We start from the raw sequence: 20392 nt of genomic DNA on the forward strand, positions 1-20392 counted from the left end.
AACACAGAACAAATGGACCGCCCGAAAAGGGCGGCATGGGAGAGGAAAATGAAGATTCAATCGAAGATGCTGCTGCTGACCACGGCGTCGGCTGTTCTGATGGCCGGAGCCAGCCACGCGCAGGAAGCCGAGCCCACCAAGGTGGAAGACATCGTTGTTGTGGGCACCAACATCCGCGGTGCCCGCACGACAGCAGCCTTGCCAGTGGTGGTGGCTGACCGCGAGCAGATCGAGGCGACGGGCGCGACGACGGGCGACGAGCTGCTGCGTACCATTCCGCAGATGGGCGATGTGCTGTTTGACAGCGCCAACAACCCGCAGACCTCGAACTCGGCGCGCGGCGATGTGAACTCGGTGAACCTGCGCTCGCTGGGCGTTGGCAACACTCTCGTGCTGCTGAATGGACGTCGTCTGGTCCAGCACCCGACCAGTCAGGGCACGTCTGATACAGGCACGGTTCCGGTGCTCAGCTATAACTCCAACGCGCTTCCGGTCTCGGGGCTGGAGCGGATGGAAGTCCTGCTGGATGGCGCGGCGGCCATCTATGGTGCCGACGCCGTCGCAGGCGTGGTGAATACCGTTCTGCGCAACAACATCGACGGCGTGACCGTCAGCGCCCGTTACGGTGGTGCCGAGGGCACGCAGATGCGCGACCTCGAAGCCAATATCTTCGCGGGCAAAAACTATGATCGCGGCAACATCTCGCTGTTTGCCAACTATGCCTCGCGTACGGCGCTGTGGGCGTCGGATCAAGACTTCACCAACACTGACGACCTGCGCGGCCTGTTCGCAGACTATCCGGACTTTGCTGGCGTTCAGGCGCTGGACGGGCGCTCGTCGCATACGCCGTGGGCACGTCTGTCGGTGGGTAGCCGAGCAGTTATTCGCTCGGACGGTGTGGCGCTGACCAACTCGGCGGGTGCCTTCCGCTATCAGCCGACCAGCTTTGGCTGTGGTCTGAATGTGGGCGGAGACGTGTGTATCTCCAGTGGCAACCACAACTTCAACACCACCAACCGGGAGATGCGCTACGACACGCGTCACGAGACGACGGTGCGTCCCTCGGTCGAGCGTTACAACGTCTTCGCTACAGGCCGCTACGAGTTCGAGAACGGCTTCGAGGCCTTCGGTGAAGTCGGCTTCTATGGCGCGCACAGCCGCGCGGTCCAGCCACCGGTCGTCAACCTGAACCAGATCTGGATTCCGGCCAGCAACTATTTCAACCCGTTCGGCCCGACACGCTTTGCCGATGGCACGCTGAACCCGAACCGCTTGCCGGGTCTGACCAATGTTCCGGCGGCAGGTCTTCCGGTGCTGATGACCAACTACCGCTTTGTCGACACCGGCATGCAGGTGGTAAAAGTCGATAACTATCAGGCCCGACTGCTGGGTGGCCTGCGCGGTGAATGGCGCGGCTTCGACTGGGAAACGGCGCTGGTCTATTCCGAGGCCGAGGCCGAGGACATCTCGCCCAACATCAACATGACGGCTTTGCAGCGCCAGTTGGCCCTGTCGACGCCGGACGCCTACAACCCGTTCAACGGCGGTTGCGTGGCAACCACCAGCTTCGGTGATTGCACGCCCAGTTCGCAGGCCGCCATCGACGCCATCGTGTTCGACATGCGCCGTGTCTCGCGCACCACTCTGGCCATGGCCGACTTCAAGCTATCGCGCGGTGACATTTACAACCTGCCTGCAGGTCCGGTGGGTATGGCCTTTGGCCTCGAAGCCCGCCGCGAGACGCAAGCCGACGACCGTGATGAAAACCTCGACGGTACCTTCACCTTCGTCGACATGGTGACGGGCGCAACCAACCTGTCCAACGTTTCCGCCGTCAGCCCCAACCCAGACACCAAGGGCAGCCGCGAGGTCTTCTCCACCTATGTGGAGTTCGCCGTTCCAGTCGTCTCGCCAGAGATGAATATCCCACTGGTCTATCAGCTGGATGTGCAGTTGGCGGGTCGTTACGAGCACTATTCGGACTTCGGCTCGGTCGCCAAGCCCAAGATCGCGGCGGCTTGGGATGTGATCCCCGGCGTGCGCGTTCGCGGGTCCTATTCCGAAGGTTTCCGCGCGCCGAACCTCGAACAGACCAACGCCACCCAGTATGCGCGTCTGGCCAGCGGCGTGGACTATGTGCGCTGTGAGGCCGATCTACGTGCCGGCCGTATCGCCAACTTCGCGGCCTGTTCGCAGAACACCTCGGGGGCGTCCTTGCTGGTCGCTGGTAACCCCGATCTGGAGCCGGAAGAGAGCACCAACAGCTCCTATGGTCTAGTCCTGCAACCGAGCTTCATTCCGGAACAGTTCGGCCAGTTCACCTTCACCATCGACAAGTGGAAGATCGAGCAAGAGAAGATCGTCGGACTGCTGGGCGCACAAACCGCGCTGGCGCTCGACTATTTGAACCGTGTGAACGGCGGCTCAAACGAACTGGTGAACCGCCGCGCCGCAACGCCGGAAGACATCTTGCTGTTCGAAGGCACCGGCCTGACGCCCGTGGGTGAAGTCGTTTCGATCAACGACCGCTTCATCAACCTTCAGCCGCAAACCGTCAGCGGCCTGGATCTGGGCATGAACTGGTCTCTGCGCCGGACCAAGTACGGCACCTTCATTGTCAACGTGAATGCCAGCAAGCTGGACGAGTTCACGCGTGATCCGGGCGAAATCGTCAATGCACTGTTTGCCGCGCGCGAGGCGGGTACCATCAATGCGGGAACGACCCTGCCGGACTCGGCGCAACTTATCGGCCAGAATGGCCGCCCGGAATGGCGCGTGAACGCCAGCCTGACGTGGCGCAAGGGTCCGTGGCGGGCGGGTGTCTCCAGTCAGTTCGTCGACGGCTTCGTTCAGCCCGATCTGCTGGGCACCTCGACCAATCCATGGGAAGTCGACAGCCGCCAGACCGTCAACGCCTATGTCGACTACGAATTCCCCGCCGAGACCCGCGTCCGGTTGGGCGTGCGTGATCTGACCGATCAAGGCCCGCCGCTGGCCGATGGTGGCTATCGCGGTGCTGTTCACAGCCCGTGGGGTCGTTACTGGTACGTCAGCGCGACCAAGTCGTTCTGATCGATCAGAGAGGAAGCAGTATGAACCGCCTTTGCGCAACTGCACTTTCGGGCATCATGATGCTGGCGGCGGCTCCGGCTATCGCCCAGCAGGCGGGGGACAGCACCCCCGCCGCCGCAACCTGCCCGGACTATCTGCCGAGCGGAACGCGATGCTTCAAAGGGCAGGGGCCTAAGGGCGGCTATTACTGGACCGCTATTCCTGCGGACTGGAACGGCTCGCTGGTGGTTCATGCCCACGGTGGGCCGCGCACCGCCACGCCTCAAGCCGACGATCCGCTGGAGGACCTTGAGCGGTTCTCCATGACGGTGCGCGAAGGCTATGCATGGACGGGCTCGACCTATCGCCGCGGCGGCTATGGCGTGCGCATGGCCGCCGAGGACACCAATGACGTGCGTCAGGTGTTCTGGGACGCCTTCGGGCGCCCCAAGCGCACCATCCTGCATGGACAAAGCTGGGGCGGAAACGTCGCGGCCAAGGCGGCGGAACTGTATGCTCGCGATGCCGAGGGGCAGGTTGTCTGGGACGGCGTCGTGCTGAGCAGCGGCGTGCTGGCAGGCGGTACGAAAGCCTACACTTTCCGCGCCGATTTGCGAGCGGTGTATCAGTACTATTGCCAGAACCATCCGGCGGCGAACGAGCCTCAATATCCGCTGTGGCAGGGGCTGGGCGAGGACAATCGACTGACCCGCGCCCAGTTGGAAGATCGGGTAAAGACCTGCACCGGCGTTGGCTTGCCCGAGGCCCGGCGCACGGCCGAGCAAAAGAGCAAACTTGCCAATATCCTGAACGTGGTGGGTATCAGCGAGAACCAGTTGGTGGGCCACCTCGCGTGGGGGACCTTCCTGTTCCGCGATCTGGTGCAGCGCCGTCTGGACGGCTTGAACCCGTTTGACAACAGCCAGACTGTGTATGCGGGCTCTGACGACGATCAGGCTTTGAACGCAGGTGTTCAGAGGTTCTCGGCAGACCCTGCGGCGGTTGCGCGTCTGGCCTATGACGCGGACCTGTCGGGGATGATCGTGGCACCGACCGTGACCATCCACGGCAAATACGATCCGACGGCCTTCGTCTGGCATCAGGCGGCCTATCGTGATCGCGTCGAGGCTGCGGGACGTGGTGATCTGTTGGTGCAGACCTACACCGACGAAAGCGCCCATAGCCTGTTGAGCGCGCCGCAGTATGTGGCGGTGTTTCAGGCCTTGAGCGCATGGCTGGACGGTGGGGCCAAACCCACGCCGGAAAGTATCGCAGCGAGCTGTGAGCTTGCTTCTCCGCGCTATCGCAAACCCTGTCGCTTCGATACGGATTACCGACCCGAAGTGCCTAACCCCTAAGAAAAAGGCCGGACGTTTAATGCGTCCGGCCTTTTGATTTAGCGGCGACCGCTCGTTGACAGGTGATTGCCGAGGAACAGGCTGTTGATGAGCAGTCGCTCGGTCCCCAGCCAGTATTTGCGGTGCGCCGGGTCATCCGCGAAAAGCACGACGTTGCCGGAGCCAACCGGATTGACCTGAGCCCAGACCGTGCCGGATGCCGCTTTGCGCAGGCTCTCGGGCAGATAGCCGTTCACCTGCGGATTGGCGTCGATATGGATGACGTTGGCGAAGGGGTCGGCAACCGGAGTGAGGGTGACGTCAGTCTCCTTGTTCACGAACAAGTCGCGGCGCGTCAGACCGAAGGCCAGCGGGTGACTGATGTCCGCATCAGCAGACAGGGCATTGCCCGAGGTGCGCTGCTCACCCTGAACCGACTGGCGGTCGGCATAGTCACGGCGGTCGGGCGCGGAGCGTTCGCGTTCCTCACGCTCGGCTTGTGGTGCAAGACCATTGGCCTGCGCCCAGCGGGCGGCGGTACCAAACGCCACAAGCGAACCTCCACGGCGGACCCATGCCTTCAAGGCATCGATGGCTGGCTGGCCGAGGTTTTCGTAGCGCCCCCCCGACAGGACGATGCTGTCATAGTTGTCGAGCGAGACGCGACCCAACTGTTGTGGGTCAAGGCGGGTTGCGGGGTATTTGAGCCGCTCACTGAGGGCAAACCACGTCGAGCCGATCTCGGTCGCATTGACACCTTCGCCCGCCACCAGGGCGATGCGTGGTGCGCGAACGATCTTCACATTGTCGCTGCCCAGATCGACGCCCGACACGCTTTGTCCGGTCGACAGAGCGTGGGCGACGACGCCGGCATCGCGGGAAGCTTTGTCGACGGCCTGACGCAATGCGGCGGCATCGAGGGACTGACCGTTGGCGGTGATGACCAGAGAGCCGCGCTGGAACTCGGTCTGGCCGCCTTGGGTACGGCTGGTGAAAGGCTCGAACGCACTGCGGACGCGCACGCCTTGTTGTAGCAGTGACGACAGAACCTGCGGCGCATTCAGGTCGCGCCAGTCGATGGCATAGGCATAGGCGTTGTCAGGCCCGCTGATGCCGCCACGGGCGGCGGGCAGGGCCGTAACCGCGCCACCATAAGCGGGCACACGGCGAAGGCCTGACGAGCCCAGATTATAGGCCAGCGCCACCGAATAGGAGGTGCTGCCGTACACGCCACCATTAGTCGGCGGGGTCTTGTCGAAGATCGAATGGATCAGGCGGAACTGGGGTTGGGCCGACGGGACGACATAGGCCGTGCCCGGCTCATAGGTACGGCCATCCTGCGTGATGCGCTCGTTCAGGGGGTAGACCTGAATGCGGTGGGCCAGCAGCAGGTCCAGCGTCTGGCCTGTCAGGCCCGCATTGGCCGCGTCGCCGAAGACATAGGCCTGTGACGCATTGCGGCGACCTTGCTCGATCGCCGAGCGGAAGAAGTCGCGCTGGAACTGAAGCAGGCCCGCACGCTCGGCCACGGCACCGCGCACGGTGGCAAGACCCACATTGGCTTGGTTGCGCACGGTGAAGGGGAAGGTCAGCGGACCATTGGCTGTGTCCTGAACCAGACCGCGAGACGAGGCCTGTTCGACCGTTACACCAATGCCGCCGTGGAAGTCGGGATAGGTGGAGCCATAGACGGGCGAGAAGTTATCGAAGACCTCGCGCGTGTAATAGAGCGAGCCGATGCCATCCAGCGCCTGTGCGTGATATTTGGCCAGCGTCACATTCCACTCATACGCCGCCTTGGGCAGCAGGGGGCTTTCCATGCTGCTGGGCGAGGGTTCGAAATAGTAGGTGCTGCCTGCGCCCATTTCGTGAAAGTCGATCTGGAAGTTCGGCTTCCAGCGGTGGAAGGCTTCCAGCTTGGCGCGGGTCTCGCGTTGGGTGACGGCCAGCCAGTCGCGGTTCAGGTCGGTGAAATAGTGGTTGGTCCGACCAGCGGGCCAAGCCTCCACGTGTTCCTTGTCCTGCGGATCAGACGATGGCGGATTGCTGTGCCATGCGTTGTGCCAGTTGGTGGCGCGGTCGCGGCCATCGGGGTTCTGGGACGGGTCGATGACGATGACCGCCTTATCCAGCCAGTCCAGAACCTCTGGCGAGCGGCTGGCGGCCAGATAATAGGCGGTCAGGAGCGCCGCTTCACCGCTGGAGGTTTCGTTGCCGTGGACGCTGTAGAATAGGCCCACGACGACGGGCTGATCAGGGCTGAGGGCACCACCGTTGGGATTGGCGACTTCGGCGTGGGCTCGCTGGATTTGGTCGATGCGAGCCTGATTGGCCGCCGAGCTGATGACCACCGACGACAGGGTACGGTTCTCGTAGCTGCGGCCAATTTCCTCGAACGATACGCGATCGGAAAGGCGAGCCAGTTCGCGCAGATAGGCGATGATCTGATCGTGGCGCGTGAAGTGAGTGCCGACCGGATAGCCGAGGAAGGCTTCGGGTGTCGGGATGGCCGGATCAAAATCTGCTACCGCAGCCTGCGGGAAATAATAGTCCAGCGACTGGGCGAGGACGGGAGCCGGAGCCGCGATCACGGCGGCTCCGAACAGCACCGCAGCGGCGGCACGTCTGGCGGTTTTCGTGGCGTTTTTCACGCTTGTTTCTCGTTTCTCGGATGCAGGGCTGGATTAGAAGGCGACGTCGAAACCGACGCGGAAATAGCGACCACGCAGGTCGTACTGTCCAAAGTCATAGGGCGCGCGAACACCAGGGAAGGAGGCGTCATGCGGCGGTGCCTCGTCCAGCAGGTTCTCGACTTTGGCGTACAGGCGGACACTTTGCGTCGCGGCCCAGCCGAGATAGGCGTCGAACTGGTGATAGCTGTCGACGTGGGCCTGACCGGCCACCACCGTCGCCTGGTCATAGCCGCTGGTGTAGTACCAGGTAAGGTTGGCATCGAAGGCCTTGCGGCTCCACGCGACACGGCTGGTGGCCTTGTGCGCGGGCAGGGTGGCCCCGCGATTGGTTCCTGCATAGTTCAGGATCGGGCCGCCGACCGTGTTCGGACGCTCATACTTCAGCACATGGGTGTAGGCGCTGCTGAACACGAAGAAGCCCGCGTCGCCCGCATCCCAGCGATGGTTGAAGTCGATATCGATGCCCGACGTCTCCAGCGAGGTCAGGTTCTGATAGCGGTTGTAGACCGCCTGTAGCTTGCCACGGCCGTCGCGGATGACGTCGGCGGGATCGTTGGCTTGAACGACGGTGGCGATGTTGTTGGTGCCGACCAGATTATCCAGCTTGATGTTGTACCAGTCAAAGCTGAGCGCGGTGTTGCGCGCCGGGGTGAAGACGAGGCCCAGATTGATGGACTTGGTTTCTTCCGGCTCCAGATCGGTATTGCCGACCGTGAAGAAGGTCGGGCTTTGGCGCGAGTTCGGCAGGTCTGGATCATAGGGATCCAGCACCGTGCCGTAGGAGATCATCGTCGAGGCGGAGTTCTCGGACAGCGAAGGCGCGCGGAAGCCCTTCGAGGCCGAGGCGCGGAACAGGAACTTCTCGAACGGCTTCCAGCGCAGGCCGACCTTGGGCGAGAAGGCAGAGCCGAAATCGCTGTATTCGTCGGCGCGGCCTGCGATCTGGACGTCGAAGGTCGAGGTCACCGGAATGTTGAACTCGGCATAGGCCGCGAGGACGTCGCGTTCACCATCGACGGCTGCAATCGCGGGACGGACCTGAAGCCCCGCATCGATCTCCTTTGGATTGCGCGAAACGAGGCTTTCGTGGCGGAACTCGACGCCCGCGGCATAGCCGACCGGACCAGCGGGGAGGTTGAACAACTCGCCCGTAATCTTGAAGTCGGCACCGTAGAGCTTGGAGTCGGCAGGGCGAAGCGTGGCCAACCGGATGCTGTCCAGAACCGCCTGCGACGTGGCCGACGGATTGTGCAGGTTCAGCGACCCGTCCGCGAGGGCGTCGGCCAGTGTCCAGCGGTTGGCAAAGCCACCCGACACAGTTTCACGCTCGCGGCTGGCCGAGGCAAAGGCGGCAAACTCCCAGTCGAAATGCTCGTTCGTGCCGCGCAGACCCGCCAGAGCGCGATAGCTGGTCGACTTGTTGGTCTTCAGCGTGCGGCCCAGATCGAAGAATGTGTATTCGATCGGCGTGGCGACGCCGTACGGGTTGTACGGGTTCGTGGCGGGCAATAGGTTCGACACCGGCTCGGCCAGACCCGTGGTGGCGTTCAGGGCAAATCGGCCGCCTTCCAGCGTGAAGAAGGGGCTTGAGCCAAACAGGGACGCCCCTTCGACATAGGAATACAGCACCTCGCCGAAGGCCTCGATGTTCGGGGTCAGGCGGGCGGTGCCATAGACATAGCCCTGATAGCGGTCGGTCGACGGAATAAGGGTGGTGTGCTCGGCAAGATTGATCGCGCAGGTGTCGCCTTGCAGACCGTCAATCGGGGTGCTGGACGTCAGCAGCATACCCTCCGGGCATTGGCCGTTCGGGTTCAGGAAGGGCACCGACCTGCCATCGACGAGGAAGCGCGCGCCCTTGGCCGACCAGCCGTTCCAGCGCCCGCCGGGCAGGTCGGTATAGATGCCCGATGCCGTCAGATCGCGTTCGTTTTGGTCCAGACGCTCGCGGGTATAGCCTTCCAGCGAGACGAGCATGTTGAAGCCGTCGTCCTCCAGATTGCCGTAACCGGCGACCAGTTTTGCGGTGCTGGTTTCCAGCCCGCCTTGGTCGGCGACGCCATAGCTGGCCCCGAACTCCAGACCCTCGAAATTCTGACGGGTGATGATGTTGGTCACGCCAGCGACGGCATCAGAGCCATAGACTGCCGAGGCACCGTCCTTGAGGACTTCTAAACGTTGTACGGCCACCATCGGCAGTGCGTTCAGGTTGACGAAGGTGTCCGACAGTCCGCCGCCGGGGAAGCCATAGTTTGCAACGCGGCGGCCGTTGAGGAGGACCAGCGTGTTCTTCTGAGACAGGCCGCGCAGGCCGATGCCCGCCGCTCCCGATGACCAGCCGCTGTTCTGGGTTTCGTTCGAGCCGTTGCCCGTGTTGGCCGAGATCGAGCGCAGGAGATCCGAGGTCGTCGACTTGCCAGAGGATTGGATTTCTTCGCGGCCCAGGACCTGAACCGGATTAAATCCCTCAGTGTTCGCACTGCGGATATTTGAGCCCGTCACAACCACGTCTGAGACGCTGGTCGGCTGTTGCTGGATGTCCTCGGGAGAGGGCGAGGCCGGGGTGTCTGAAGCCGCAAAGGCAAGGCATGGCGTGCTGGCCATGATAAGGGCTGCCAAGGCTGCATGGGTCGCACGCGTCATTTTTGATGCACCGCAATAAAAGATAATGAGGCGCGTTTAAGGCACGTATTGCGAAGTTATCTAAGTTAGATTTTCTAAAAATAAGGGCAGTTTTGATGAGCGAAGTTCGCCCGAATTGAAAAGAGGCGCACCGTTCTATGTGCGCCTCTGATCGTGAGCATCCCTGTGTAGGGAAGGTGGTGAGATCGCCGCGTACTCAGCCCATTTCCTCGGGCCAGTACAGCCGCATCGGGTTGTCGACCAGTAACTTGCGCTGCAGCTCGGGCGTGACGGCAATGCGCGGGATCACATCCACCAGATGCCCGTCATCGGGGATATTGTCCTGCATGTTCGGATGCGGCCAGTCTGTGCCCCACAGCACCCTGTCAGGATATTGTTCGACCAAGGGGCGCACGACCTCGACGAAATCGTCCCACGGCGCGGCTTGAGACGACAGCCGGTCGGGGCAGGTGACCTTGGTCCAGATATCTGCGCGGCTATCCATCAGATGTTTGAAGGCGGTGATTTCAGCCCCATCGGGACCCTGGCTCATCGAAGGGCGGCCCATGTGGTCGATAACGATGGGGGTCGGGATTGCAGCCAGAAAAGGCAGCATCTCGTCCAGAATGTCGGCCTCGAAATAGACCACGACATGCCAGCCCAGCGGCACGATACGCTCCGCCAGTTGGAGGAATTTGTCTTTCGGCGCGTCATCGACCAGCCGCTTCAGGAAGTTGAAGCGCACACCGCGAATACCGGCCTCATGCAGGGCTTCCAATTCGGCGAAGCTGATGTCCGGATCAACCACGGCGACGCCCCGCGCCTTTCCGTCAGAAGCAGTGATGGCGTTCAAGGTCGCGGCATTGTCGGTGCCATGGCAGCTGGCCTGCACGATCACATTACGCGAGAAGCCGAGAAGGTCGCGAAGAGCGAACAGGTCTTCGGGGCCAGCATCTTCCGGCATGTATTTCGCCTTGGCGCTGAAGGGGAAGCGGTCCATCGGGCCAAAGACGTGGCAGTGCGCGTCCACTGCGCCGGCCGGTGGTTGGTAGCGCGGCTTGGACGGCGATTGATGCCAGCTGACAATGCGGGCTGCGGTGGTATCGCTCACGAGTAAATCACTCCATCCATCAGTTTGCGCGCTGTGCGCAGCATGGCGGCACTTAGCACGGCACCGCTATCGTCCAGTTCCATGACGCAGGTGGTCTCGCCCGTCGGGTGTTCGATCGACAAGGTCTTTCGCAGGCCGTCGGGGATGTCTGCCACCTCCGATGCGGGCGTCCCCTTGATCAGGCAGGCGGTCGCTACGCTGACAGCGCCAAGCACGCCGATAGAGGCGTGCGCGCGATTGGGAATAAAGCTGCGGACGGTGACTGCGCCGCCGTCTCGCGGGGGGGCGACCAACATCATCTTGGGCACGGATTTATCCGTGACGTCGTCGAGGTTCATCATAGGTCCCGCTTTCAAGCGGATGGCCTCGATGCGGGCCTTTAGGGCCTCGTTGGCATCCAGTTCCTCGCGGGTCTCGTATCCCGAGGCACCGACATCCGCCGCCTTGAACACGATGCACGGCATGCCGTTGTCGATCAGGGTGACGCGCACGCCCTCGATCTCGTCCACGGCTCGGCCCGAGGGCAAAAGCGCTCCACACGTCGATCCGGCAGTGTCCAGAAATTGGAGCGGGACAGGCGCTGCCGATCCCGGAACGCCGTCGATACGGGCGTCGCCATCATAGCGGACCTGACCGTCCGGCGTCTGGACCGTCGCCACCGCAATCTGGCCGGTGTTGACCATGTGAATGCTGACACGCGTCTGGTCGCCGTCCGCCGCCTTCAGTCCCCGCTCGATGGCAAAGGGCCCGACGCCGGCAAGGATGTTGCCGCAGTTTTGCTGATCCGAGATGATCGGTTGATCCACGAAGACCTGCAGGAAGAGGTAGTCGACATCGACGCCTTCCTTGGTGGAGGGTGAAATCACCGCCACCTTGGACGTCAGAGGATCAGCGCCGCCCATGCCGTCAATCTGGCGCTTGTCGGGCGAGCCCATGATCCGCAAAAGAAAGGCATCGCGTTCCTCGGCGTTGGAGGGCAGGTCCTCGCGCAGGAAATAGGCCCCCTTGGATGTGCCACCGCGCATCCACATCACACGGGCTTCAGACATACTTCAGGCCCATCTCGGCGAGCTTTTCACGCATGGAATAGATGTCTAGGCCCAGTTCGCCAGCGGCCAGCCGCTGGCGCTTGCTCTCTTCAAGAGCTTCGCGTGCGCGAGCTTTTTCGAGAACGTCAGCAGCGGAGGCGCAGGGGACGACGCAGACGCCGTCGTCATCGGCGATGACCACATCGCCGGGGTTGATGTGGGCACCGGCGCACACGATCGGGACATTCACGGAGCCCAGGGTCGCCTTGATGGTGCCTTGGGCGTGGACGGCCTTGGACCACACCGGAAAGTCCATCTGCTTCAGATCGCGCAGGTCCCGCACGCCGGCATCAATGATGAGGCCACGGCAACCGCGAGCCTGCGCCGAGGTGGCCAGCAGGTCTCCGAAATAACCGTCCGAGCACTGGCTGGTCGGAGCCAGCACCAAGACATCGCCCTCACGAAGTTGCTCGATGGCGACGTGGATCATCCAGTTGTCACCCGGAGGAGCCGAAATGGTCACAGCCGAGCCTGCGATACGGGCACCGGGATAGATCGGCCGCATATGCGGTGCCAACAGGCCGGTGCGGCCCTGCGCTTCGTGAACCGTCGCGACGCCGCATTGGGCAAGGCCATCGATCACCTCGAGTGCGGGGCGTTGAATATTCTGGACGACGATACCGGCCATGGTTCCCTCAAGCGTAGCGGTTTTTCATATGATGGATTTTTTCGTTCGACGAACGCCAATGGAAATGGTGGGATGGGTATTCATTTCTACTAAGTCATGCCGATGAATCCGCTTGATCTGAATATTCGTCATCTTCGCGCAGTGGCGGCCATTGCCCGCTCGGGCAGCATCACCTCGGCCAGTCGCGTGGTGAATCTGACCCAGCCGGCCATCACACAGGGGATTGCCAAGATCGAGCGCCAACTGGGTGTTCCGTTGTTCGAGCGCAGGCCCGCAGGAATGGAGCCGACCGAGGCGGCACTGATGCTGGTGCCCCGTATCGAGGCCGCTCTGCGGTTGATGGATGCCCCGCATGCGACAGCGGCGCAGATCAGCGCCTTCCTCGCGGTTGCGCGGAGCGGCGGATATGCTGCCGCCGCTGTGGCAACGGGATTGTCGGAGCCGTCATTGCATCGGGCCGTCGGGGACTTGTCGGTGGTGATCGGGCAGAGCCTTGTCGAGCGCAGGGGCAAGGGCATTGTGTTGACCTCGCGCGGCATTCAGGTCGCGCGGGGATTTCGACTGGCTGAAGCGGAGCTGAGATCGGCCCTTGCGGAACTGGCCATGCTGCAGGGGCGCGAGGTCGGGAAAATCGTGGTTGGAGCGATGCCACTTTCGCGCGCACGCCTTTTGCCATCGGCGGTTGCGGAGTTTCACCGGCGCTATCCGGGGACGGCGATTGCAGTTGTCGAAGGCTCGCACACTGAGCTGGTTGGTCCGCTCAGGGACGGCGAAATCGATGTGATCGTGGGCGCTCTGCGAACGGCGCGCGGTGATGATGGACTGATCAGTTATCCGCTGTTCGAGGATCGTCCGGTGGTTATCGGTCGGGCGGGTCATCCTCTCGCAAGGGCGGTACTAACGCCGCAGGCCATGGCGGCTTATCCGTGGATCACTGCGGGGAGGGGGACGCCCTTACGTGCGCAGTGGGAGGCAATGTTCGAGGCCGTCGGAGTTCCTGCGCCGGACGTGCCGATCGAATGCGGTGCTGTGATCATGATCCGGCAAATCTTGCGCGAGAGCGATTTTCTGACTCTGTTGTCGCCGGATCAGGTGGCAGTGGAACTGGAGGCTGAATGGCTGGCCAAGATAGCCGATGCGCCGGGGGATGTGGCGCGGACAATAGGGTTCACCACCCGAGCGGACTGGCGTCCGACGCCTTTGCAGAAACAGTTTCTAGACGTGCTGCAAGCGCAGGCTTTGGAAATTGCTTCTGGAGTATAATTAGCAATATCTAATGGTGCCTTGGACATTCCGATTGGTCCAAAAACGATGATTTGCCATAACTATGTTGTATGGCAAAGTTATCGGGCATAGCGGTTATCGGATTTGGCGAAGCGGGGCGCACTTTTGCCTCTGCCGGTGGCTGGGAACAGCGCGCCGCTGTCTATGACCGCCTGACCGACATGCCCGAAACGGCTGCTGCGAAACAGGCCGAATATGTGGCTTGCCATGTGTCCGGCTGCGCCGCTCTGTCACAAGCCGTCGAGGGCGCTGTAACCGTTATCTCGCTGGTCACGGCCGATCAGGCGCTCGGCGTCGCGCAGGCGACGGCAGACGTGATCGCGCGGGGTAGCCTCTATCTCGATTTCAACAGTGTCGCCCCCTCGACCAAGCAGACGGGGGCCGCCGCAATCAACGCGGCGGGTGGACACTATGTGGACGTGGCGGTGATGTCGCCGGTCCAGCCCGCCGCCCTGCGTGTCCCACTTCTGCTGAGCGGGACAAAGGCTGCGCAGGCGGCAGAGCGTCTGTCGGATCTTGGCTTTTCCAATGTGCGGATTGTCGAGGGGCCAATCGGCCGCGCCTCGTCGATCAAGATGATCCGCTCTGTCATGGTGAAGGGTCTCGAGGCCCTGACGGCAGAGTGCGTGCTGGCGGCATCCAAGGCCGGTGTCCTCGATGAAGTTCTTAGCTCGCTGGACGCCAGCTGGAGCGAAGCCAGCTGGGCAGAGCGCGCCCACTACAACCTTGACCGGATGATGATCCACGGCAGCCGACGAGCCGCCGAGATGGCGGAGGTCGTCCGGACACTTGAGGATTTGGGAACCGGAGCGGCGATGAGCTCCGGCACCGTCAAACGACAGGCCGAGGTCGGGGCGCTGGGGCTGAAACAGCCCCCTGAGAGCCTCGAAGAGAAAATCGCCTCGGTGTTGCTCAGAGGGGAGCGAAACAAGTGAGTTTGATTATCGACTGCCACGGTCACTATACGACCGCGCCCGAGGCCCACACGGCTTGGCGTGAGGCACAGATTGCGGCGTTCAAGGCGGGGGAGCCTGCGCCTGAATATCCCGATATCTCGGATGACGATATCCGCGAGACAATCGAGAAGAACCAGCTTCGACTGCTGCGCGAGCGCGGTGCCGATCTGACGATCTTCTCGCCGCGGGCTTCGACCATGGCGCACCATGTCGGCGACGAGGCGGTCAGCATGGAGTGGTCGCGTCGTTGCAACGACCTGATCGCACGGGTTGTCGGCCTGTATCCGGAAACCTTTGTCGGTGTCTGCATGCTGCCCCAGTCGCCGATGGCTGATCTGGCGGGTTCGATTGCCGAGCTGGAGCGTTGCGTGACCGAGCTGGGCTTTGTGGGTTGCAACCTCAATCCGGATCCCGGTGGTGGTCACTTCAAACACCCGCCGCTGACCGATCCCTATTGGTACCCGCTGTACGAAAAGATGGTCGAGCTGGACGTGCCGGCCATGATCCACGTCTCGGGCAGCTGTAACCATGCCATGCACGCGACGGGGGCCTATTATATCGCCGCCGATACCATCGCCTTCATGCAGCTGATCCAGGGCGACCTGTTCAAGGACTTTCCTACGCTGCGCTTTATCATTCCGCACGGTGGCGGCGCGGTGCCCTATCACTGGGGCCGCTATCGCGGTCTGGCCGACATGCTGAAGAAGCCCGATCTGGCCGGTCACCTGATGAACAACGTGTTCTTTGACACCTGCGTCTATCATCAGCCGGGCGTAGACCTGCTGGCCAAGGTCATCGACCACAAGAACATCCTGTTTGGCTCTGAGATGGTCGGCGCTGTACGCGGTATCGACCCCGAGACGGGCCACTATTTCGATGACACGAAGCGCTATGTTGACGCGCTGGAGGTCTCGGACGAGCAGCGCCACGCCATCTTCGAGGCCAATGCCCGCCGTGTATTCCCGCGTCTGGATGCCATCCTGAAAGGGCAGGGCAGATGACCGACGCCACCCACGACATCCACGAGTATCTGGAACAGCTGGAAGACATTCCCGGTACCCGCATCTTCACCGCGGCCAGAGCGCGAAAAGGCTACTGGCTGAACCAGTTCTGCATGACCCTGATGAAGGCCGAGAACCGCGAGCGCTTTAAAGCCGACGAGCGGGCCTATCTGGACGAATGGCCGATGACCGAGGCCCAGAAGCAGGCGGTCCTCAACCGCGACTACAACGCGGCGCTGGACGAGGGCGGTAACATCTACTTCCTCGCCAAGGTCTTCTTCACCGACGAGATCAGCTTCCTGCAAGCCGTCGGCACGATGACCGGCATGAGCGCCGAAGACTACCAGAGCATGATGATCGCGGGTGGGCGTTCACCCGTGGGCGTGCGTTCCAAGAAGGAGCCGTACTGATGGCGCGTATTACGGCAGGCGTGGCCAGCAGCCATATTCCGGCGCTGGGCGCATCGATCGATCTGGGCAAGACGGCCGAGCCCTATTGGGCCCCGTGCTTTGCGGGCTTTGACTGGACGCGTGCGTGGGAAGAGGCCCAGAAGCCCGACGTGGTCATTCTGGTCTACAACGACCATGCCTCGGCGTTCGATATGAACTTCATCCCGACCTTCGCCATCGGCTGCGGCGAGCGATATGCGTCCGCCGACGAAGGCTGGGGACCGCGTAAGGTGCCTGACGTAATCGGGCATCCGGATCTGGCCTGGCACATTGCGCAAAGCTGCATCCTCGAAGAGTTCGACATGACCATCGTCAACAAGATGGATGTCGATCACGGCCTGACGGTGCCGCTCAGCCTGATGTTCGGACAGCCCGAGGCGTGGCCCTGCAAGGTGGTGCCGCTGGCGGTCAATGTGGTGACCTATCCGCCGCCTACCGGGAACCGGTGCTATGCTTTGGGCGAAGCCATTGCGCGGGCGGTGGAGTCCTTCCCCGAAGACCTGAACGTACAGATCTGGGGCACCGGTGGCATGAGCCATCAGCTTCAGGGACCGCGTGCGGGCCTGATCAACAAGGAATGGGACCAGAAATTCCTTGATGACCTGACCGCAGACCCGCAGCGCCTGCGTCACATTCCCCACATCGAATACCTGCGCGAAACCGGTTCCGAGGGGATCGAGATGGTGATGTGGCTCATCATGCGCGGTGCGCTGGGCCAGAACGTTCGCGAACTGCACCGGCACTATCACGTGCCTGCCTCCAATACCGCGGTGGGGCACATCGTGCTCGAACCGCTCAGCTGATTTTCCGGAGTATCGATATGAAGATTGCCCTCGCCGGTGCAGGTGCTTTTGGTGAAAAGCACTTGGACGCCCTCAAGCAGATTGACGGTGTCGAGGTGGTGACCCTGATAAGCCACGATCTGGATGTTACCCGCGCCATTGCAGACCGCTATGGCATTGCCAATGCCACCACAGAGCTTGGCGATGCGCTGGCGGACCCATCGGTCGACGCTGTCATCCTGTGTACGCCAACGCCGATCCACGCCCAGCAGGCCATCGCGTGTATGGATGCAGGCAAGCATGTGATGGTGGAAATCCCCGTCGCAGACAGCCTTGCTGACGCCGAGGCCGTTCTGGCGAAGCAGCAGGAAACCGGTCTGGTTTGCATGGTCGGCCACACCCGCCGCTTCAATCCCAGCCACCAGTACGTCCACAACAAGATCAAGGCTGGCGAACTGAACATCCAGCAGATGGATGTGCAGACCTATTTCTTCCGCCGCAAAAACATCAACGCCAAGGGCGAGCCGCGCAGCTGGACCGACCACCTGCTGTGGCACCACGCCGCGCACACTGTCGATCTGTTCGCCTATCAGGCGGGCCCCATCGTACAGGCCCATGCAATGCAAGGCCCGATCCATCCCGAGCTGGGTATTGCGATGGACATGTCGATTCAGCTGAAGGCCGAAAGCGGTGCGATCTGCACCCTGTCGCTGTCGTTCAACAACGATGGTCCGCTTGGCACCTTCTTCCGCTACATCGGCGATAACGGCACGTGGATTGCCCGCTACGACGATCTGGTGAACGGCAAGGAAGAGCCGGTCGATGTCAGCAAGGTCGATGTGTCCATGAACGGCATCGAATTGCAGGATCGCGAGTTCGTCGCCGCCATCCGCGAAGGCCGCGAGCCGAACGGTTCGGTAGCGCAGGTTATTCCCTGCTACCGCATTCTGGGCCAGTTGGAGGCCCAGCTGCAAAGCAGCTAACGCTCCCCGACAGCGCATTAAAAAAGCCCAGCCTTTCGGCTGGGCTTTTCGTTTGAGGAGGAGGGGGCAGGCTTTATTGGGTGCGTCCGGAGTCGATCTGGGCGCGCAGGGAAGGGGCCAGCAGCTTGTAGGCGCAGACATCTTCCTTGAGTTGAACCACGTCCGAGCGGTAGTAGGACAGGGTAGCAGTCCATGGCTGGGTATAGTTCGCCGCGTCCTCGATGGTGATCTGGTTCACCAGCTTGCCGCCGTCTTCGGAAACAGTGAAGCGTTCGGTGATGACCGCGTTTTCGGATTGGGGCGAACCGGCTTGGTCCAGCCAGATCTGGTCATTGAAGCGAGCGGTGGTCACCACCAGCGTATTTCCGTCCCAGCGACCGACCGACGTCCCGCCGAAGAACGGGTCAATGTCCTCTTCAGCCGGCATGTCTTCGTTCAGGTGGATATGACGGATGGTATGCTGGAACTCGTGCAGCATGGTGACCTTGACCGGCGTGATCAGCACGCTGAAGGGCGGCTGCGTGGTCATCAGGCGCGGAATGCCCGGCGGCAGGCAGGCGCTGTCCACCGGATCGCCGGAGATACCGGCAGCCATACGCTCTGCCAGAACAGCGCGTGCAGCAGCGGTATAAGGGGCATCGGTACCTGCTGCGGTCTTGAGCGAACCTTGGACCGGCGCGGACAGGACCCAACTGCCGCTCATGCGCAGGTCTTGCGCGGCGGCCGGACTAAGAGAGGTGACTGCCGCGATTGCAGCCACAGTGACCATCGTTCGGAGTTGTACGTTCATTGGCCACTATCCTCAGTAGTTACGCAGAACGCCGGAATCGTCGGGCGCATTACGGTTGTTTTCTTCGCACGTGTATTCGGCCAGCCGGATGTCCGGACGCTGGTTCCAGCGACGCACAGCGGTCCACGGCGCGGTGAAGGCACCCGGATCGTCCAGTGTAAAGATGGCTTCGAGTTCGGTCGGGCTGGTCTTGCGATAGCGCTCGGTGATGCGCATCTGGCCGCTCTTGGGCGTACCGGCTTCGTCGACCTGGGTGTGACGGATCAGACCTGCGGTCTCCACGACCAGCGTGTCACCCTCCCAGTGGGCTACCGAATAGCCCATATAGGTCGGGGGCAGCGATTCGACCGGCGGCATCGGCTTGTTCATGTGAACGATGCGGATCATGTGGTGCGTCTCGTGCAGCAGATACAGCACGTCCGGCGTCTGGATGATCTCGATCGGGTAGGGGCTGGCGATCAGGCGCGGGTTGCCGCTGGGCAGGCAGGCTGCGGTCGGATCGAAAAGCGGGGTGCCGGCTTCTTCAGCAGCAGCGCGCTCGTCGAAGATGCGCTTGCTCCAGTCCTGCCAAGGGGTCTCGCTGCCATCCATCGGCTGGATGCGGCGACCATAGCCCTGGGGCGACCAGACGCCCGAAATATTGGGCACACTGGCCTCTACACGCGGATCACGTACTGTCGACGGATCGTCGTATGCCATTCCCGGATCGATGCGGCGTTGTGCCATTGCATCGGTCGAGGCCATGAGGGCCACCGAAGCGGCCATGCCGAAGCACGCCCAGTACGGCAGACGCCTGCGAGTCTTGTTTCTTGTCATTGTGGTTGATTTCCTCCCGACCGCCGGAGAGCTCGTTTAGCGTCTCTCCAAAATGATTACCCATCAGAACAGTTATTGACAAAATACTTTCTGGTGTGGCTTGTCAATGCGAACATAAAACAGCACTATGTCAAGGCTCGCGGGGCGTTCGATATCGTCGATTGCATAGTGAGATTGAGTAAACCGGTATATGCAATCATTGATTGCGGACATAACAAAAAACGAACTGAAGGCAGCCTGAAGGCCACGCTCGCACGGGTCTCTGGCGCCGGATAAGGGAGGTAAGGTTTATGAAGAGGATGTTGTCAGTTCTGGCCGTGTCTGTGGCTCTCGCCACATCCGCGCCAGCGTCCGCGCACCACTCTTTCGCTATGTTTGACAGCTCCCGCGAATCCACGATCCGCGGCACCATCAAAGAATTCCAGTGGACCAATCCACACGTCTGGATCCAGGTTTCCGTCCCGGGAGCCAATGGGCGCGAAGTCGTTTGGTCCATCGAAGGCAGCAGCCCGAACTCGCTGCGCCGTCAGGGCTGGTCCAGCAGTACCTTCAAGCCGGGCGACCGTGTGACCATCACGATGAACCCGCTCAAAAACGGTGATCCGGGCGGCTCGTTCGTCCGTGCCGTCATGCCGGACGGCTCGAATTTCGGTCGTCCGCAGATCGCAAACGCCCGCTGATTCACAATTAAATGATCTGCAAAGGCCCTCGGGATTTTCCGTCCCGAGGGCCTTTTTTGTCGGCCGATCAACCCTTTGTGCAATTCGCATATCGGCAGAATAAATTATTTGCCATGAAAGT

At 61.8% G+C, this 20392-nt stretch carries 16 protein-coding genes; 9 read left to right on the forward strand and 7 right to left on the reverse strand.

Annotated elements, in window-relative coordinates:
• Positions 1-48 precede the first annotated feature (48 nt).
• Together OB03_RS09470 and OB03_RS09475 are read left to right on the forward strand one after the other, a co-directional pair.
• Positions 49-3072 carry a TonB-dependent receptor plug domain-containing protein gene (locus OB03_RS09470; RefSeq protein WP_461343974.1) on the forward strand — a complete coding sequence of 1008 codons (3024 nt, stop codon included), beginning with the start codon at positions 49-51 and terminating at the stop codon, positions 3070-3072.
• A 20-nt stretch (positions 3073-3092) separates the two neighbouring features.
• A complete protein-coding gene (locus OB03_RS09475; protein WP_461343975.1) occupies positions 3093-4409 on the forward strand; it encodes an alpha/beta hydrolase in 1317 nt (438 codons plus the stop codon).
• Between the two features lie 38 nt (positions 4410-4447).
• On the opposite strand, the gene OB03_RS09480 is transcribed toward OB03_RS09475, so the two are convergent.
• The 5 genes from OB03_RS09480 to ligK all read right to left on the reverse strand — a co-directional run bounded on the left by OB03_RS09480 (position 4448) and on the right by ligK (position 12530).
• On the reverse strand, positions 4448-7039 hold the full coding sequence (locus OB03_RS09480) for a M14 family zinc carboxypeptidase (protein WP_461343976.1): 2592 nt from the start codon (positions 7037-7039) through the stop codon (positions 4448-4450).
• Between the two features lie 33 nt (positions 7040-7072).
• Entirely contained in the window at positions 7073-9724 is a 2652-nt protein-coding gene (locus OB03_RS09485; RefSeq protein WP_461343977.1) for a TonB-dependent receptor, read from the reverse strand.
• A 196-nt stretch (positions 9725-9920) separates the two neighbouring features.
• Positions 9921-10814, reverse strand: coding sequence for an amidohydrolase family protein (locus tag OB03_RS09490; RefSeq protein WP_242915319.1), 894 nt, complete (start codon positions 10812-10814; stop codon positions 9921-9923).
• Positions 10811-11863 carry a 4-oxalomesaconate tautomerase gene (locus OB03_RS09495; protein ID WP_461343978.1) on the reverse strand — a complete coding sequence of 351 codons (1053 nt, stop codon included), beginning with the start codon at positions 11861-11863 and terminating at the stop codon, positions 10811-10813. Before OB03_RS09495 ends, OB03_RS09490 begins: the two co-directional genes overlap by 4 nt.
• Entirely contained in the window at positions 11856-12530 is a 675-nt protein-coding gene (ligK, locus tag OB03_RS09500; protein ID WP_461343979.1) for a 4-carboxy-4-hydroxy-2-oxoadipate aldolase/oxaloacetate decarboxylase, read from the reverse strand. The genes OB03_RS09495 and ligK overlap by 8 nt, the downstream gene beginning before the upstream one ends.
• Before the next feature lie 102 nt (positions 12531-12632).
• Here ligK and OB03_RS09505 point away from each other — a divergent pair, with 102 nt between their 5' ends.
• The 6 genes from OB03_RS09505 (at position 12633) to OB03_RS09530 (ending at position 17985) form a co-directional block, all read left to right on the forward strand.
• A complete protein-coding gene (locus tag OB03_RS09505) occupies positions 12633-13793 on the forward strand; it encodes a LysR family transcriptional regulator (RefSeq protein WP_461343980.1) in 1161 nt (386 codons plus the stop codon).
• A 71-nt stretch (positions 13794-13864) separates the two neighbouring features.
• On the forward strand, positions 13865-14749 hold the full coding sequence (locus tag OB03_RS09510) for an NAD(P)-dependent oxidoreductase (RefSeq protein WP_461343981.1): 885 nt from the start codon (positions 13865-13867) through the stop codon (positions 14747-14749).
• Positions 14746-15771 (forward strand): amidohydrolase family protein, encoded by a 1026-nt coding sequence (locus OB03_RS09515; RefSeq protein WP_461343982.1) that lies wholly within the window; start codon positions 14746-14748, stop codon positions 15769-15771. Before OB03_RS09510 ends, OB03_RS09515 begins: the two co-directional genes overlap by 4 nt.
• A complete protein-coding gene (gene ligA, locus OB03_RS09520; protein WP_461343983.1) occupies positions 15768-16181 on the forward strand; it encodes a protocatechuate 4,5-dioxygenase subunit alpha in 414 nt (137 codons plus the stop codon). The genes OB03_RS09515 and ligA overlap by 4 nt, the downstream gene beginning before the upstream one ends.
• The gene (locus OB03_RS09525; protein WP_461343984.1) at positions 16181-17023 is read left to right on the forward strand and encodes a class III extradiol dioxygenase subunit beta; all 843 of its coding nucleotides are present in this window, start codon (positions 16181-16183) and stop codon (positions 17021-17023) included. Before ligA ends, OB03_RS09525 begins: the two co-directional genes overlap by 1 nt.
• 17 nt (positions 17024-17040) lie before the next feature.
• A complete protein-coding gene (locus OB03_RS09530; RefSeq protein ID WP_461343985.1) occupies positions 17041-17985 on the forward strand; it encodes a Gfo/Idh/MocA family oxidoreductase in 945 nt (314 codons plus the stop codon).
• 73 nt (positions 17986-18058) lie between these two features.
• On the opposite strand, the gene OB03_RS09535 is transcribed toward OB03_RS09530, so the two are convergent.
• Together OB03_RS09535 and OB03_RS09540 are read right to left on the reverse strand one after the other, a co-directional pair.
• On the reverse strand, positions 18059-18775 hold the full coding sequence (locus tag OB03_RS09535) for a hypothetical protein (RefSeq protein WP_461343986.1): 717 nt from the start codon (positions 18773-18775) through the stop codon (positions 18059-18061).
• 12 nt (positions 18776-18787) lie between these two features.
• On the reverse strand, positions 18788-19591 hold the full coding sequence (locus OB03_RS09540; RefSeq protein WP_461343987.1) for a hypothetical protein: 804 nt from the start codon (positions 19589-19591) through the stop codon (positions 18788-18790).
• A 299-nt stretch (positions 19592-19890) separates the two neighbouring features.
• On the opposite strand from OB03_RS09540, the gene OB03_RS09545 reads away from it, so the two are divergent.
• Positions 19891-20271, forward strand: coding sequence for a DUF6152 family protein (locus OB03_RS09545; protein ID WP_461343996.1), 381 nt, complete (start codon positions 19891-19893; stop codon positions 20269-20271).
• Positions 20272-20392 lie beyond the last annotated feature (121 nt).

The organism is Brevundimonas sp. GN22 (assembly GCF_054824005.1).

Bases quoted from the DNA above. Each gene is read 5' to 3' on its own strand.
- OB03_RS09470 (WP_461343974.1), top strand. From the start codon at position 49: ATGAAGATTCAATCGAAGATGCTGCTGCTGACCACGGCGTCGGCTGTT.
- OB03_RS09475 (WP_461343975.1), top strand. From the start codon at position 3,093: ATGAACCGCCTTTGCGCAACTGCACTTTCGGGCATCATGATGCTGGCG.
- OB03_RS09485 (WP_461343977.1), bottom strand. From the start codon at position 9,724: ATGACGCGTGCGACCCATGCAGCCTTGGCAGCCCTTATCATGGCCAGC.
- OB03_RS09495 (WP_461343978.1), bottom strand. From the start codon at position 11,863: ATGTCTGAAGCCCGTGTGATGTGGATGCGCGGTGGCACATCCAAGGGG.
- ligK (WP_461343979.1), bottom strand. From the start codon at position 12,530: ATGGCCGGTATCGTCGTCCAGAATATTCAACGCCCCGCACTCGAGGTG.
- OB03_RS09505 (WP_461343980.1), top strand. From the start codon at position 12,633: ATGAATCCGCTTGATCTGAATATTCGTCATCTTCGCGCAGTGGCGGCC.
- OB03_RS09510 (WP_461343981.1), top strand. From the start codon at position 13,865: ATGGCAAAGTTATCGGGCATAGCGGTTATCGGATTTGGCGAAGCGGGG.
- ligA (WP_461343983.1), top strand. From the start codon at position 15,768: ATGACCGACGCCACCCACGACATCCACGAGTATCTGGAACAGCTGGAA.
- OB03_RS09525 (WP_461343984.1), top strand. From the start codon at position 16,181: ATGGCGCGTATTACGGCAGGCGTGGCCAGCAGCCATATTCCGGCGCTG.
- OB03_RS09530 (WP_461343985.1), top strand. From the start codon at position 17,041: ATGAAGATTGCCCTCGCCGGTGCAGGTGCTTTTGGTGAAAAGCACTTG.
- OB03_RS09535 (WP_461343986.1), bottom strand. From the start codon at position 18,775: ATGAACGTACAACTCCGAACGATGGTCACTGTGGCTGCAATCGCGGCA.
- OB03_RS09540 (WP_461343987.1), bottom strand. From the start codon at position 19,591: ATGACAAGAAACAAGACTCGCAGGCGTCTGCCGTACTGGGCGTGCTTC.
- OB03_RS09545 (WP_461343996.1), top strand. From the start codon at position 19,891: ATGTTGTCAGTTCTGGCCGTGTCTGTGGCTCTCGCCACATCCGCGCCA.